The organism is Chryseobacterium gleum (genome assembly GCF_900636535.1).
Lineage (GTDB): Bacteria > Bacteroidota > Bacteroidia > Flavobacteriales > Weeksellaceae > Chryseobacterium > Chryseobacterium gleum.
On the sequence record NZ_LR134289.1, the window covers coordinates 4330112 to 4345406 of the forward strand.

Annotated in this window: 16 protein-coding genes; 1 reads left to right on the forward strand and 15 read right to left on the reverse strand. The window is 38.2% G+C overall.

The window, feature by feature from the left end; genetic code table 11:
- Position 1: 1 nt before the first annotated feature.
- From EL165_RS19690 to EL165_RS19745, 12 genes are all read right to left on the reverse strand, one after another.
- Complete coding sequence (locus tag EL165_RS19690; protein WP_002983555.1) at positions 2–499, reverse strand: NADH-quinone oxidoreductase subunit J family protein; 498 nt, start codon at positions 497–499, stop codon at positions 2–4.
- Positions 499–1056: a NuoI/complex I 23 kDa subunit family protein gene (locus tag EL165_RS19695; RefSeq protein WP_002983553.1), complete on the reverse strand. Its 558-nt coding sequence runs from the start codon at positions 1054–1056 to the stop codon at positions 499–501. The genes EL165_RS19690 and EL165_RS19695 overlap by 1 nt, the downstream gene beginning before the upstream one ends.
- A gap of 124 nt (positions 1057–1180) precedes the next feature.
- Complete coding sequence (gene nuoH / locus EL165_RS19700; protein WP_002983551.1) at positions 1181–2245, reverse strand: NADH-quinone oxidoreductase subunit NuoH; 1065 nt, start codon at positions 2243–2245, stop codon at positions 1181–1183.
- Between the two features lie 177 nt (positions 2246–2422).
- A complete protein-coding gene (locus tag EL165_RS19705) occupies positions 2423–3421 on the reverse strand; it encodes an NADH-quinone oxidoreductase subunit G (RefSeq protein WP_002983549.1) in 999 nt (332 codons plus the stop codon).
- A 41-nt stretch (positions 3422–3462) separates the two neighbouring features.
- On the reverse strand, positions 3463–4338 hold the full coding sequence (locus tag EL165_RS19710; protein ID WP_002983548.1) for a hypothetical protein: 876 nt from the start codon (positions 4336–4338) through the stop codon (positions 3463–3465).
- A gap of 5 nt (positions 4339–4343) precedes the next feature.
- Entirely contained in the window at positions 4344–5702 is a 1359-nt protein-coding gene (gene nuoF, locus EL165_RS19715; protein WP_002983547.1) for an NADH-quinone oxidoreductase subunit NuoF, read from the reverse strand.
- A 102-nt stretch (positions 5703–5804) separates the two neighbouring features.
- Complete coding sequence (locus tag EL165_RS19720; protein WP_002983545.1) at positions 5805–6314, reverse strand: NADH-quinone oxidoreductase subunit NuoE family protein; 510 nt, start codon at positions 6312–6314, stop codon at positions 5805–5807.
- Positions 6315–6417: 103 nt separating this feature from the next.
- The gene (nuoD, locus tag EL165_RS19725; protein ID WP_002983543.1) at positions 6418–7641 is read right to left on the reverse strand and encodes an NADH dehydrogenase (quinone) subunit D; all 1224 of its coding nucleotides are present in this window, start codon (positions 7639–7641) and stop codon (positions 6418–6420) included.
- Positions 7642–7703: 62 nt separating this feature from the next.
- Complete coding sequence (locus tag EL165_RS19730) at positions 7704–8198, reverse strand: NADH-quinone oxidoreductase subunit C (protein ID WP_002983541.1); 495 nt, start codon at positions 8196–8198, stop codon at positions 7704–7706.
- Between the two features lie 5 nt (positions 8199–8203).
- Entirely contained in the window at positions 8204–8764 is a 561-nt protein-coding gene (locus EL165_RS19735) for an NADH-quinone oxidoreductase subunit B (protein WP_002983540.1), read from the reverse strand.
- 98 nt (positions 8765–8862) lie between these two features.
- Positions 8863–9234 carry an NADH-quinone oxidoreductase subunit A gene (locus EL165_RS19740; RefSeq protein ID WP_002983537.1) on the reverse strand — a complete coding sequence of 124 codons (372 nt, stop codon included), beginning with the start codon at positions 9232–9234 and terminating at the stop codon, positions 8863–8865.
- A gap of 474 nt (positions 9235–9708) precedes the next feature.
- Entirely contained in the window at positions 9709–10839 is a 1131-nt protein-coding gene (locus tag EL165_RS19745) for a GNAT family N-acetyltransferase (protein ID WP_002983533.1), read from the reverse strand.
- Between the two features lie 105 nt (positions 10840–10944).
- Here EL165_RS19745 and EL165_RS19750 point away from each other — a divergent pair, with 105 nt between their 5' ends.
- Positions 10945–11655: a zinc metallopeptidase gene (locus EL165_RS19750; protein ID WP_002983532.1), complete on the forward strand. Its 711-nt coding sequence runs from the start codon at positions 10945–10947 to the stop codon at positions 11653–11655.
- Here the strand turns inward: EL165_RS19750 and EL165_RS19755 are convergent.
- From EL165_RS19755 to EL165_RS19765, 3 genes are all read right to left on the reverse strand, one after another.
- Positions 11652–12257: an IMPACT family protein gene (locus EL165_RS19755; RefSeq protein ID WP_041462071.1), complete on the reverse strand. Its 606-nt coding sequence runs from the start codon at positions 12255–12257 to the stop codon at positions 11652–11654. The two genes, EL165_RS19750 and EL165_RS19755, sit on opposite strands and share 4 nt — an antisense overlap.
- Before the next feature lie 94 nt (positions 12258–12351).
- Positions 12352–13377, reverse strand: coding sequence for a bifunctional diaminohydroxyphosphoribosylaminopyrimidine deaminase/5-amino-6-(5-phosphoribosylamino)uracil reductase RibD (ribD, locus tag EL165_RS19760; RefSeq protein ID WP_002983529.1), 1026 nt, complete (start codon positions 13375–13377; stop codon positions 12352–12354).
- Positions 13378–13439: 62 nt separating this feature from the next.
- A complete protein-coding gene (locus EL165_RS19765; RefSeq protein ID WP_002983527.1) occupies positions 13440–15242 on the reverse strand; it encodes a DUF349 domain-containing protein in 1803 nt (600 codons plus the stop codon).
- Positions 15243–15295 lie beyond the last annotated feature (53 nt).

Genomic DNA, 15295 nt, shown 5'->3' on the forward strand with positions numbered 1-15295 from the left:
TTTATAAATCTTTTTTACCGATTAATACCGCGCCTACAATACCTGCCAGAATTAGGATGGAAGCAAGCTCAAACGGTAAAACATATTCATTAAACAAAAGTCTACCCAGGTTTTTCGTAAGACCAACCCCTCTGTCTACATTTTCAACAACGATGTGATTGTCCTGAATCCCTCTGAATACTCCTAAAACTCCAATTAATAAAAGCCCCGCAGTAAAAACTCCAACAAATTTTAAAGTATTGTTCTTCTTACTTTCGTCTGCTTTATTAAGATTAAGCATCATTAAGATGTAAAGGAAAAGTACCATGATGGCACCTGCGTATACTATAATCTGGATAATTGCAAGGAACTGTGCATTGAGAAGAATGTACATTCCCGCAATTGAAAACATTGTAACAATTAATGACAAAATAGCATATAAAGGATTTTTTGCAAATACAAAGTAAACCGCACTTGCCACTGCTAAAAACGCCACCAAGAAAAATAAAAACTGATCCATTATTTTACCGCATTTTTTTGTTTCTCGGATTGTCTTGTCGTGATATCAATCCTTTCATTTATTTTTTCAACTAATTTATCTTTTCCGTAAATGAAAGAACCTCTGTTGGTTTCTACGTCCACCAATCTGTCAGTAAGGTAGATGGCAGATTTAGGACAAGCTTCTTCACACATACCACAGAAAATACATCTCAGCATATTGATTTCATATACTGAAGCATATTTTTCTTCTCTGTAAAGATGTTTTTCCTCTTTAGTTCTTTCAGCAGCAGTCATCGTAATGGCTTCTGCAGGACAAGCTACCGCACAAAGTCCGCAAGCTGTACATCTTTCTCTGCCTTCCTCGTCTCTTTTCAGAACGTGCTGGCCTCTCCAGATGGTGGTTCTTGGCTTCTGTACTTCCGGATATGAATATACTGCGGGAGCACCCTTTATCACGGTTCTTACAGCATGCTTAAATGTAATCCCCATTCCTGTAAAGATGGCAGGAAGGTAGATTTTTTCAGCAAGGGTCATTTCTTTATTGGAAACAACTTTTGATCTGTTAGTTAATTTCATTTAATTATAGATATTAGATGTTAGACACCAGATTTTAGACTAATCTTGTCTGTTATCTTAATTTTTAATATTCAATATTCACACAAACCTAACAGGTTTTTAAAACCTGTTAGGTTTAGATAATTTAATTTCCAAACGCTAAAATTACAGCACCTGTAATTAACAGGTTTACCAATGCCATTGGGATTAATGTTTTCCATCCTAAGTGCATTAACTGGTCATATCTGAACCTTGGAAGGGTCCATCTGATCCACATGAAGATCAGAATTCCAATTACTGTTTTCGTAAGGAATGCTACAATACTTAAAATCCCTGCAGTGTTTTCACCCCAGTTCTGAGTTACCCATTCAATACCAGGATAGTTATAACCTCCGAAGAAAAGAACTACCATGAAAGCGTTTGAGATAAACATGTTCACGTATTCCCCGAACATATATAAACCTAACTTCATAGAAGAGTATTCTGTAGAATATCCTGTTACCAATTCAGATTCACACTCAGGTAAATCGAACGGGTGTCTGTTGGTTTCTGCCAAGGCGGCTACAAAGAAAACAAGGAAGGCAACCGGCTGGTAGAAAATATTCCAGTTCAATCCGGAAACCCAAGGAATTACACCCCATAATTTGCCGGTAGTCTGACTTTCAGTGATTTCTTTTAAGTCTAAGCTTCCTGACATCATAATGATAGAAAGAAGCGCTAATCCCATTGCCAATTCATAAGAAATCATCTGAGAAGAAGCACGGATAGCACCTAATAATGAATATTTGTTGTTCGAAGCCCAACCTCCGATCATGATTCCGTAAACTCCGATGGAAGCCATTCCGATGATGAAAAGTACTCCAACATCGATGTTTGCCACCTGAAGATCAAAAGAAGTACCTGCAATATTTAAACTTTTACCCCAAGGAATAACAGCTCCTGTAATCAATGAAATAAACATTACCAAAGCTGGTCCTAATACGAAAAGGAATTTTTCTGCATTGGCAGGTGTAAAGTCTTCTTTGAAGAAAAACTTTCCACCGTCAGCAAGCGGCTGCAGCAATCCGAAAGGTCCCGCTCTGTTCGGACCAATTCTATCCTGCATGATAGAGGCTACTTTTCTTTCTGCCCAGGTAGAGTAGGCGGCAATCGTCAGTGATAGCAGGAAAAGTGCTAGTACAAGTATAAGTTTAAATGTAAGTAAATCCATTTTTTATTTTAAATGTTTGAAGATGGGAGCTGGAAGCTGGAAGTTTATCACGTCGTGGCATCAACTCTTCATCACATTACCAAATTTTTTATATATTATTAAAACAGCTAAAATTAAAACTGAAATTTAGGGTATTTATTAAGCTCCCAGCTTCCAGCTTCCTAACTTCCAACTATTCTATTTTTCGTCTTTTTCACTGATTTCTTTCGCCATCGGATTGTCTAAGACTCTTAGCTCATCTTTTGGCTTTTCGTAGTGGTTCAATGAAATTACAGAGTGTCTGTCGATATGTCTAGGACCTTCGATATTCCAGTCTGATAATGACTTTCTCTCAAAACGACATGTATCACAGATGAATTCTTCCACTTCGCCCCACTGGTCTTTTCTTGCGGTAACTCTTACAATTTCGTCACCTTTCATCCAAACTACAGCTTTACCGGAACATTTATCACATTTGCAGGAAGCGTTCATAGGTTTTGTAAACCATACTCTGCTGGCAAAACGGGCCGTTCTGTCCGTTAATGCTCCAACCGGGCAAACATCAATAACATTTCCGATGAAGTCATTATCCAAAGCTTTATTTAGGTATGTTGAAATTTCAGCATGATCTCCTCTGAAAAGGATACCGTGCTCTCTTTCACCTGTCAATTGATTGGCTGCCAATACACATCTTGCACAAAGAATACAACGGTTCATGTTCAATTTGATATGTGGACCAAGGTCATCGGCTTCGTAAGTATTTCTTTCGAATTCTGTTCTTGTATTTTCTACACCGTGCTCATAACCTAAATCCTGAAGATGACATTCTCCGGCCTGGTCACAGATAGGGCAGTCCAGCGGGTGGTTTACCAAAAGGAATTCGGTAACCGCTTTTCTTCCTTCCTGAGCTTTCTCAGAAGTAAGGTTTTTTACTTCCATCCCGTCCATTACATTAGTTCTGCAGCTTGCTACCAGTTTTGGCATAGGACGCGGATCTGCTTCAGATCCTTTAGAAACTTCTACCAGACAAGTTCTGCATCTCCCTCCACTGGTCTCTAATTTGCTGTAGTAGCACATAGCAGGAGGTACAGATTTACCACCGATTTGTCTTGCAGCTTCAAGGATAGAAGTTCCTGGCAACACTTCAGTAGTCTGTCCGTCTATAGTTATTTTGAATTTTTTAACTTCTTCGCTCATATTGTATGCTTTAAGCTTTATGCATTAAGCAATAGGCTTTGTTATTTATATTTCTTAGTATTAAATGTATATCCGATTCCTGCAAGGACCTGTCCGAAAACGAAATCCTGTTGGGCTTTGTCCGGCTTATTATTCAATGTAGTCTTGATATCCCACATATTGATGTAACCCGCTTTTCCTTCTAATCTTACCATTACATGGTCCCAAAGAACAAGGTTAAGACTGGCTCTTACGTCTGTACCCATACCTGCCACGTGAAAACGGTCGCTTCTTTCATTTCCGAAAAGCTTTACATTACTTTTCGGGAACATGAATCCGATACCGGCTCCATAAGACCAAACCAGATCAACATTTTTCTTATTGATCAGATTCTGATATCTTTCAAGACCTAAATTTTCATAATTAAGTCCGTCAGTATGTTCAAAAGTAAGGAACTTCTCATCTGCCAGGTTCACCTGTCCGTTTTGCACCATTGCTGCATATTCAGGGTCTGAAATATGGCCTTTGAAATTTACGGTCTGGTTTTGATCCATCACATATTTCATGTGGTCTATTCCTAAAACCAGGGCTAAGTTATCTTTAATAAAATATCCCGCTCTGAAGTTGTACTGAACCACTGTAAACCATCCCGGATTGATATAAACAATACCAAATTTGGTAGGTCTGTCCTGTGCAGATACATTATTCAGCTGAAAGTCGTAGCCATTTCCTGTGAAACGGATATCAGAGTTACTGAAAGCCGCTCTGTTCCATCCGAAGAAAACGAACATCTGACCTTTTTTGCTTAAAGGTTCCGGTTTCTTTCTGGAAACCAATGCCCCTTTATCTGAACTTCTATCTATTAAAGAATCCTTCTCTTTATTTTGTCCGAAAACAAAACTCGACATCATTAAGCCGACAACCAACAATTTTTTCATTTCAACTATGCGTTCTTTTCTACAGCCGGGATAGGATCTGCATAATGTGCCAATCCATAATTTTGTGTCTGAGACAGCTCTGGGTTTTTCACGTGCCACTCAAATTCATCTCTGAAGTGACGGATCGCTGCTGCAACCGGCCAGGCTGCTGCATCACCCAACGGACAAATCGTATTTCCTTCGATTTTTCTCTGGATATCCCAAAGCAGATCGATATCTTCCATTTTTCCTTCTCCTTTCTCGATTTTCTTTAAAATCTTGTACATCCATCCCGTTCCTTCACGGCAAGGAGTACATTGTCCGCAACTTTCATGATTGTAGAATCTTGCCAAAGTCATGGTATGTTCTACAATACACTGGTCTTCATCCAAAACGATGAAACCTCCTGAACCCATCATGGTTCCGGTAGCGAAACCACCGTCTGCCAATGACTCATAGTTCATATATCTTGGCTCTCCGTTCACAGTTCTCAGCAATAGATTTGCAGGAACAATCGGAACAGAACTTCCTCCAGGGATACAAGCCTTTAATCTTTTACCATCTTTAATACCACCGCAATATTCATCAGAATAGATAAATTCTTCTACAGTGATTGTCATATCGATTTCGTATACACCAGGTTTGTTGATATTTCCACAAGCAGAAATCAGCTTGGTACCTGTGGATCTTCCCACCCCGATTTTAGCGTATTCAGCACCTGTAATATCAATGATCGGAACCACTGCCGCAATAGACTCAACGTTGTTTACCACCGTTGGTCTCTCCCAAAGACCTTTTACAGCCGGGAATGGTGGTTTTAATCTTGGGTTACCTCTTTTTCCTTCAAGGGATTCAAGCAATGCAGTTTCTTCACCGCAGATGTATGCTCCACCACCTCTCTGTACGTAGATTTCAAGATCGAAACCGGTTCCTAAAATATTTTTACCTAAAAATCCTGCTGCTTTGGCTTCTTCAATAGCTTCTTCAAGGATATCCGGAATCCATGAATACTCTCCACGGATGTAGATATAAGAAGTATTGGAACCTAAACAGTAAGAAGAAATCAGCATTCCCTCGATCAGTAAATGAGGAAGGAATTCCATCAGATATCTGTCCTTGAATGTTCCGGGCTCAGATTCATCCGCATTCACAACAAGGTGTCTTGGAACACCTTCAGGTTTTGCCAGAAAGCTCCATTTCATTCCTGTCGGGAATCCAGCTCCACCACGACCTCTTAATCCTGAAGCTTTTACTTCTTCAAGAATTTCGTCAGGAGTCATTTTCAAGGCCTTTTCAGCTGCTGTGTAACCTCCTTGTTTACGGTAGGTTTCAAAGTAACGGATACCTTCTATATGTGCGTCTTTAAGTAAAAGTTTTTTACTCATTGTTATTTGCTTATTGCAATTGGCTTTTGGTGCCTTGCATTAATTATGATTAAACGTTAAGTGAATAATTTAAAATCTAAAATTTAGAGTTTAAAATTTCTATTAGTCTAAAGCAACCTGTCCCTGTCTGCAAAGATCAAGGATTTCGTCTACTTTTTCTATCGTTAAATTTTCATGAAAGAATTTTCCCAACTGCATCATCGGTGCGTATCCACATGCTCCAAGACATTCAGCAGGTTTCAATGTGAACATCCCGTCTTCAGTAGTCTCTCCGTCTTTAATGTTCAGCTTGGTTCTTATATGATCCAGGATTTTTTCGCTTCCGCAAACCATGCAAGGTCCTGTTCTGCAAACTTCCAGAACATATTTACCTACCGGCTTCATATTGAACATCGTATAGAAAGTAGCCACTTCATATACTTCGATCGGTTTGATACTTAACAGTCCGGCAACATAATCCATTACAGGAACATCTAACCATCCTCCGAACTCTTTCTGTGCCAGGTGAAGTACAGGAAGAAGAGCAGACTTCTGTCTTCCTTCAGGATATCTTGCGATAATTTTGTGTACCTGTGCTAAACTTTCCGGTTTAAAAGCTATTGTTTCGCTCATTTTTTTTAATGTATTATTGTACAGTGTACAATTTACTAATGACTTATTTATTTGATCATTGTAAAATCATGAATACATTTTACAATGGTACTTTTTACAATTCTTATGCGTCTAATTCTCCCGCAATAATATTCATACTACACATCGTTACAATGGCATCTGAAATTACAGAACCTGTAATCATTTCAGGGTATGCCTGATAGTAGATGAAGCATGGTCTTCTGAAGTGAAGTCTGTAAGGGCTTCTTCCTCCGTCACTCACAAGATAGAAACCTAATTCTCCGTTTCCACCTTCTACAGCATGATAAACTTCTCCTTTCGGTACATCAGTTTCTCCCATTACGATTTTGAAATGGTAGATCAATGCTTCCATTTTTTGATATACATCTGCCTTTTCAGGAAGATAGAAATCAGGAACATCCGCATGGAATGGTCCTTCCGGAAGATTTTCGTATGCTTGTTTGATAATTTTGATGGATTCCCAGACTTCCTGTTGACGAACCATGAAACGGTCGTAAGTATCTCCTGAAGTTCCTACAGGAATAATAAAGTCGAAGTCCTGGTATGAAGAATAAGGCTGTGCAACTCTTACATCGTAATCTACCCCTGCTGCACGTAAGTTTGGACCTGTGAAACCGTAGCTTAATGCTCTTTCGGCAGAAATAGCTCCTGTACCGATGGTTCTGTCCATGAAAATCCTGTTTCTTTCTAATAAAGTACAGAATTCTTTGAATCTTGGAGGGAATGTCTTTAAGAAATCTTTGATCAGCTCATGGAATTTAGGAGTGAAATCTCTTTCAAATCCTCCGATTCTTCCCATATTGGTTGTCATTCTGGCTCCGCAGATCTGCTCATACATATCGTAAATACGCTCTCTTTCGATGAACATATAGGTAAGACCTGTAATCGCTCCTGAGTCCATCCCGGTTACCCCGTTACAAATCAGGTGGTCACCGATTCTGGCAAGCTCCATCAGGATAACACGCATATAATCTACACGTTTTGGAACTTCTACGCCGATCAGTTTTTCTACTGTCATATGCCAGCCCAAGTTATTGATTGGCGCAGAACAGTAATTCATACGGTCTGTAAGGGTAGTGATCTGAGAATAGTTTCTTCTTTCAGAAATTTTCTCAAATGCTCTGTGGATATATCCCACTGTTTGTTCAGCATGAAGGATTCTTTCTCCGTCCATCGTTAAGATATTCTGGAAAATCCCGTGAGTAGCAGGGTGGGTAGGTCCTAAGTTCAGGGTATATAATTGCCCGTCAATCTGTTCCTTACTTTCGTACTGGTTTAGTATATTAGATAATGAGTTATCTTTCATAATGATTGCTTTTAGCTATTTGCTTCTGGCCATTGGCTAGCTGCCATTGGCCATTCGCTTTTTTATCTTCCGAACATACTATCGTTCTTGTCGGTTCTTGTACCGTCTTCAAGGCGATATTCTTTCAACATTGGGTGGTATCCAAGATCTTCCATATTCAGAATAGGTCTGAGATCCGGGTGTCCTTTAAATTTAATCCCATAGAAATCATACGTTTCTCTTTCCATCCAGTTTGCTCCCGCATATAGATCCGTAAGGGAATCTACCTCAATATTTTCTCTGGACATGAAGATTTTCAGACGTAATCTGAAATTGGTCATCATATTATGTAAATGGTAGACAACACCTATTTCCTTTTCCGGGAACTCAGGATAATGAATTCCGCAGATATCTGTAAGGAAATTGATTTCCAGAGATGAATCTTTAAGATAGTGAATGATTTTCTTAATATCTTCTTTCTTTACTTCTATCGTCAGCATTCCATAAGGCTCAGAGCTTGAAATGACAGATTCCGGAAATTCTCTGGTGATAGCTTCTAATACAAATTCGTTTGTCATTTCCGTTAGTTGCTTATGTTGTAAGAATCTAATAATTTCTGATACTCAGGCATGTCTCTTCTTCTGATGCTTTCGCTTTCTGCCAGAGCCTGTACCTGCATTACTCCTTCAATGATCTGTTCAGGTCTTGGAGGACATCCCGGAACGTAAACATCTACCGGAATAATTTTATCAATTCCCTGAAGTACAGAATACGTATCAAAAATACCACCGCTGGAAGCACAGGCTCCAACTGCTACCACCCATTTTGGCTCAGCCATCTGAGTGTACACTTCTTTCAGGACTGGTCCCAATTTCTTTGATATAGTTCCGCAAACCATCAGCATATCTGCTTGTCTTGGAGAGAAAGAGTTTCTTTCCATTCCAAATCTTGAAGCATCATAAGTCGGGTTCAGGGTAGCCATAAACTCGATACCACAACAAGAGGTTGCAAATGGTAACGGCCAAAGTGAAAACTTTCTTGCCATCCCGATTACACTGCTCAGTTTCGTTGCGAAAAACCCTTCTCCTTCATAGCCTTCAGGAGCAGGTGCATCTGTTCTTATTACTGGTTTTTTATCTGACATTTTTAGTAAATATTTAAAGATTAAAATATTTAAGATTAAAAAATAAGATCTTGAAAATCTTCAATTTACTTAAATACATTGAATCTTTTAATTAAAATTTATTTATCCCAATCTAATGCACCGCGTTTCCATACATAGAAAAACGCCATGAAGAAGATGGCTACGAACGTAAGTACGGCAAGGAATCCTTCCATACCGAATTCTCTGAAGTTTACAGCGTAAGGATAAAAGAATACGATTTCAATATCGAATAGTACGAACAATACCGCAGTCAGGAAGTACTTGATAGAAAACGGTGTTCTGGCGTTTCCTTCTACAGGAACCCCACATTCCCAGCTTTGGTTTTTTACAGAGTTTCCTTTTTTCTGCTGTGGGCCTAAGAAATGTGCACCAAGCAAAGAAACCGCTACAAATCCTACTGCTACACCAGCCTGGATAAGGATTGGAATATAACTTTCAGGTAAATTCATTTTTGCATTATTATCTCAATTTGCAAATTTAGCGAATAAACAAGAAAGCATGAAATTTATCAGCTTAAAAGTAGGATGAAAATGAGTTAAATCAGTAATTTAGAATCAATAAAAATTAGCTTTTTGTCTTCGTTTTTTTGCCTGGTTTTTTCCCGTTTTTTGTAGCGAATATGAAAAAATACATTCTGTCAGGTATATTGAGGGTATTTTGAATGATTACTACCAATCAAAATAACTTGTTAAAAGCACTGCTTTTATTTTTTCATTTTTTTCAAGAGAGTGTAAGCCATAAATGAAATATACCCAAAAAGAATACTGGCAAAAAGAATATTTATTACTGTATTTGTTTTATCATCCGGTGACTGAAAAAAGAAATTGTAACTGATAAATCCTACAATTAAAATAGCAAATATGATAAGCTGTGGTTTCATAAATTTTTAGATTTTAAATTATTACCTGGCACAAAATACAGCATCAGTTATTGATTTCCATAGAATAGGTTCTTCTTCTCTTATGATTTACCGGATTATAATCCTGCCATAACAGCTGAATACTTTTGTTTTCTTCCAGTTCAGGGTTGGTTTCCAGATATTTGACTCCTTTTTTTCTGAATATATCCCAGATTTCTTTGAAGATGATAGAAGTCACACCTCTTCTCTGATAATCCGGATGAATTCCGATCAGATAGAAGTTGGCTCTGTCATTCTTCTTTCCTGCTTGTAAGAAATGCCACCAGCCAAAAGGAAGCAGTTTTCCACCAGATTTTTGAAGGGCTTTGGAATAAGAAGGCATCGTAATCGCAAAAGAGATCAGATTGTTATGCTCATCAGCAATGCATACAATAAAATCTTTGTCAATGAGTTTGAAATATTTCTCTTTATAGGTTTTACGCTGTTCGTCGGAAATAGGAGTGTAGGTGGAAAGGTGTTTGTAAGTTTCATCCAAAAGATCAAACATAGGATCCACATACTGAATGATTTCTTCCTTTGTTTTGAATTTTAAAACTTTCAGCTTGTATTTTTCGGAAATAAGCTGATTAAATTTATGGATTTTTTCAGGCAGGGTTTCAGGGAAGATGATTTCAAATTCTACCCATTCTTTTTCTTTGGTCAATCCCAGGTTTTCCAGATGTTTCGGATAGTATTCGTGGTTGTAAATTCCGATCATTGTAGCCAACTGATCGAAGCCTTTTATCAGCATTCCTGCTTTATCAAGATTGGTAAACCCCATAGGGCCTTCAATTTTGTCAATATTTTTTTCTCTGGCATAATCAACCGCTTTCTGAATTAATGCTTTTGAAACTTCAGCATCATCAATAAAGTCGATCCACCCAAAGCGTACTTTTTTAATTCCTAACTCTTTCTCTTCTTTGTGGTTAATAAGAACAGCAATTCTCCCTACAATTTTATCATTCCTGTAAGCGAGATATTGTCTGGCCTCCGAATATTGAAGGGCAGGATTTTCATCAGCATTCCAAATGTTGATTTCGTCATTAATAAAGGACGGAACATAGTAAGGATTGTTTTTATACAGATCCATTGGAAATCTTACGAATTGCTTCAGCTGACCCGCAGTTTTTACTTCAATAATTGAAATTGTAGACATGTTTTTTGAGAAGAATTAAAGGACAAATATAAATAATAATATCGTATACTTTGGCACAGTTTTTATTTGATTATGGGTAAAATTTAAACACAAAATTTATATAAAATGGTGGGTTATTATATCATTATTGGTATTTCAATGTTGGTGAGCTGGTGGGTTTCTTCCAGATTGAAATCGAAATTTGAATATTATTCCAATGTACGCCTTCGAAATGGCCTTTCGGGGAAAGAAGTAGCGGAAAAGATGTTGAGAGATAACGGGATAAATGATGTTCAGGTAATATCAGTACCCGGGCAGTTGACGGACCACTATAATCCGGCAGATAAAACAGTTAACCTTTCTGAGGCAGTTTATATGCAGAGAAACGCAGCGGCAGCGGCAGTAGCAGCTCACGAATGCGGCCATGCAGTACAACACGCGGTAGGATATTCTATGTTGAATTTACGTTCAAAACTGGTTCCTATTGTTAATATAAGTTCCAATCTGATGCAGTTTGTTCTGATTGCGGGCATCGCAGTAATGGCAGCATCAAGAACAATTGAGAATCCCAATGGAAATACGACCGTTCTTGCCATCGGAGTTGCCATGTTTGCTGTGACAACGCTTTTTGCTTTTGTAACACTTCCGGTGGAATATGATGCGAGTAACAGAGCGATGAAATGGCTTAAAGATACAGGAACAGTAACTGCAGAAGAATTTGTTGGGGTACAGGACAGTTTGAAATGGGCGGCGAGAACCTATGTGGTAGCTGCTTTAGGGTCACTGGCACAGCTTCTGTACTGGGCATCTTTGCTCCTTGGAGGAAGAAGGGATTAATCGTTAAATTCAAATGAAACATACTGCATCTCGGAAAGTTTTTCCGAGATGCTTTCTTTTTGGGCTAGTTTCAGTGATGCGGTAAGGATACAGTTTTCATTGGCGTCGAAATTCAGGACTTTGGCGTCAAATTTTGAAAGCAGGGTGAAAATAGTGTTCTGTTGATTGAAATTAAACCGGATCTCAATTTCTGTTTCCAGCTCACGGGTAATAATATTGGCTTCCTCCAATGTAATCTTCGCAGATTCTTTGTAAGTTTTTACCAGTCCGGAAACTCCCAGTTTGGTTCCTCCATAATAACGAACAACAATTACAAGTACATTCGTAATTTCATTGGCCAATAATTGGTTGTAAATAGGTAACCCGGCACTTCCGGAAGGTTCGCCGTCATCATTGGCCCGATAGTTTTCACCATTCAATCCCATTCTGAAAGCATAGCAATGGTGGGTCGCTTTCGGATGTTCTTCCCTGATCTTTTCCAAAGCTGCCTTTAACTCTTTTTCATTATTTACCGGGTAAGCAAATCCGATAAACTTGCTTCCTTTTTCTTTTAAAAGAGTGTTTTCTATGGGTTTTTCTATGGTTTTGTACTCAAACGTCATCGTGTATTCCGGCTTTATGGATGCAAAAGTATTAAATGCTTCACTATTTTGCATCACGATCATCAATTAAGCTGTCTATTCTGACGGCTTAATTTTATTTTTGTCTGTAAAATGAGACGGTATTATCTCTGAAATTTTCAAGTCTATCGGCTGTGTAATTAAATTCAGGTGCCTTTGTTCCGTTTTCCAGTTTAAGGTTTTCATTTTTAATTACTATGGCTTCATCCCAGAGGTTGGCATCGATAAACTGTTGGAGTGTAAAGCGACCGCCTTCAATGATGATGGACTGTATCTGTTCTTTGTACAATGCTTTCATTAATTCCGGTAGAAAATCATCCTTGTTGATCTTAATGAACTGGATATGATTTTCAATGCCTTCTTTTACCGAGTTTAAAACCAGAGTTTTTGCGTCATTGTTGTAAATGTTGAAATGAGCCGGAACTTTTAAGTCAAAGTCGATTAAAATTCTTACTGGGTTCACTCCTTCTGCATTTCTTACGGTAAGGCTAGGATTATCATTCAAAGCGGTTTGTGTTCCTACTAAAATAGCATGTTCATCGGCTCTCAGTTGATGAACAAATTGATTCACAAGGGTGTTGGAAACAGCAGTTGGTTTAAAATCCTTATCCAGAAATCCATCACCGGATTCTGCCCATTTTAAAATGATATAAGGCCTTTTCTTTTCGTGATAAGTGAAAAATCTTTTGTTGAGTTCGATACATTCTTTTTCCAGAATTCCTGAAACGGCTTCAATGCCTGCCTCCTGAATAATTTTTTTTCCTTTGCCGTTCACTTTATCATGAGAATCCATCGCTCCGATCACCACCTTTTTAAATCCGAGTTCTCTAATTTTTAAAGCACAAGGTGGAGTTTTTCCGTAATGCGCACAAGGCTCCAGGGATACATAAATTGTTGATTCCGGGATAAGATCCTTATTTTTAACTGAATTGATGGCATTGATTTCAGCATGGTTTTCCCCTGCCTTATGATGGTATCCTTCACCAATAATTTCCCCGTTGTGGACAATCACACTCCCTACAAGAGGATTGGGGTATGTTTTACCGAGTGCTTTTTGGGCCAGTTCTATGCATCTTTTGATATAAAGTTCGTCGTTGTTCATATTGTAAAAAGAAAAAGCGAAGACAAATTACTTTGCTCCGCCTTTATGTATTTTGTTATGTATTATTCTCCGCTGATAATGTTGTGGAGATTTTGTTTTAACGTTTCCAGATGAGCTTTTTTCTCATCAATGGTATTGTAAGTATCCTTTAAAAGAGGATTTTCTCTTGACGGCTTGTTGAAGAAAGAAAGGTTGTTTTCCAGCTTCACGATTTCTGCTTCAAGATCAGAGATCTGATTTTTGATCTTTCTCGCTTTGTCGGTAAGCTGATTTTCAGATAAGCCTTCTTCTTTCAGCTCAAGCTCATTGATCTTGTTTATTTTCAATTTCTCTCTTAATGTTTTATTGAATTCAGAGTTGATTGAAATTTTATCTCTTGGAACTTTTCCGATATTATTCCATGAAGTTTTGATCTGCTCAATTCTTTCGATGCTTCCTTCGTCATTGGAAACTTCCTTCAGTTCATCAAGAAGAGCTTTTTTGTTTTTATAGTTCTCCTTCCAGTTGTCGGTTGAAGTATTGCTTTTCTCTCTGTAATTGTTGAAGAATGCGTTACATGCATCACGGAACTCATCCCAGATCTTATTGGTCATGCTTTTTGGTACGTGACCAATTTTTTTCCAGTCTTCCTGAAGCTTTTTGAATAGAGGTACCGAGATATCCCATTCCTCATTGTTCATATTGTCCTGAGCGGTCTGAATCAATTTCAGTTTTTCTTCAAGATTGGCTTGCTGAGATCCTTTCAACGATTTATAATAATTGTTTTTCGTTGTATTAAAAGCTCTTAGTGTTGTTTTGAAGTCATTCCAGTTCTGGTTGGAAAGTTTTCTTGGAACACTTCCTGTTTTCAAAAAGTCAGATCGCAGGTCTTCCACTCTTTTGATGGCATTTTGCCAGTAATTGTGGTTAGGTGTTTCTGAAGGCTCGGATAGTTTTTTGATTTCAGCAATGATCTGATTCTTCTTTTCAAGGTTTTCGTTCTGTTCTTTTTCAATAGAAGCAGAAAGTTCAGATTTCCTTTCGTGAATTTTGTTAGAGATTTCTTTGAATTCTTCCCATGTTTTTTCACGGAATTCTTCTGCAACGGGTTCAGCTTCTTCTTTCCAGAGTTTATGAAGGTATTGAAGTTCATTCAGTGCTTTCTGGATTACCGGTTCGTTTTCCAGTTCTTTGGCACGGGCAATGATATGCTCTCTTTTTTCCAGGTTATGGCTGTATTCCTGCTCCAGAAATTCTTTGTTCAGATCCAGCATCTGGTAGAACTGATTCAGGTGATGGAAATAGTTATTATTAAGAATTTTAAATTCAGATTTTGCAACCTGTCCGGCCTTTGACCAGTCTTCTTTTATCTCACGGATGGATTTGAAAAGATTGATTCCCGGCTCCGAGCTGGTATAAAGATTTTTAAGTCTTTCAATAATATTCTGGCGGTGTTCAAGGTTTTTCTTCTGTTCTTCTTCCTGTCCTTTCTGGAAGTCGTCATGTTTTTCCTTGAAAATATTGACTAATGCAGAATACTTAGCCTGAGAAGGGTGTTCGTAGCTGAAATTTTCAGCAGCGTTTCCGGCTTCTATGTATTCGTGCTTTTTGTCCTCCACTTCATCATGGATGTAATGACTTGCTTTTTCCTTCAGTTGGTTGAATCTTTTGAAGTTTTCACCGGCATTAGGAGTGTTGATGATTTTTTCCATTTCCTTTAAAGCATCGGCAAGAGAGATCTCTTCCTCTTCATGTTCTTCCAGGTGTTCTGCATCATCTTCATGCGGGTTTGCATCATGAGAAACCGCGTTTTCTGATGTGTCCTGAGATACTTCGTTAGGATTTTTCTTTTCTTCGTTTTCAGAAAGATTGTTTTCTGTAGTCATAGCAAATCTTTTATGTGAGTGGCGTTAATATCCTTTAAATATAGCTGTAAGGC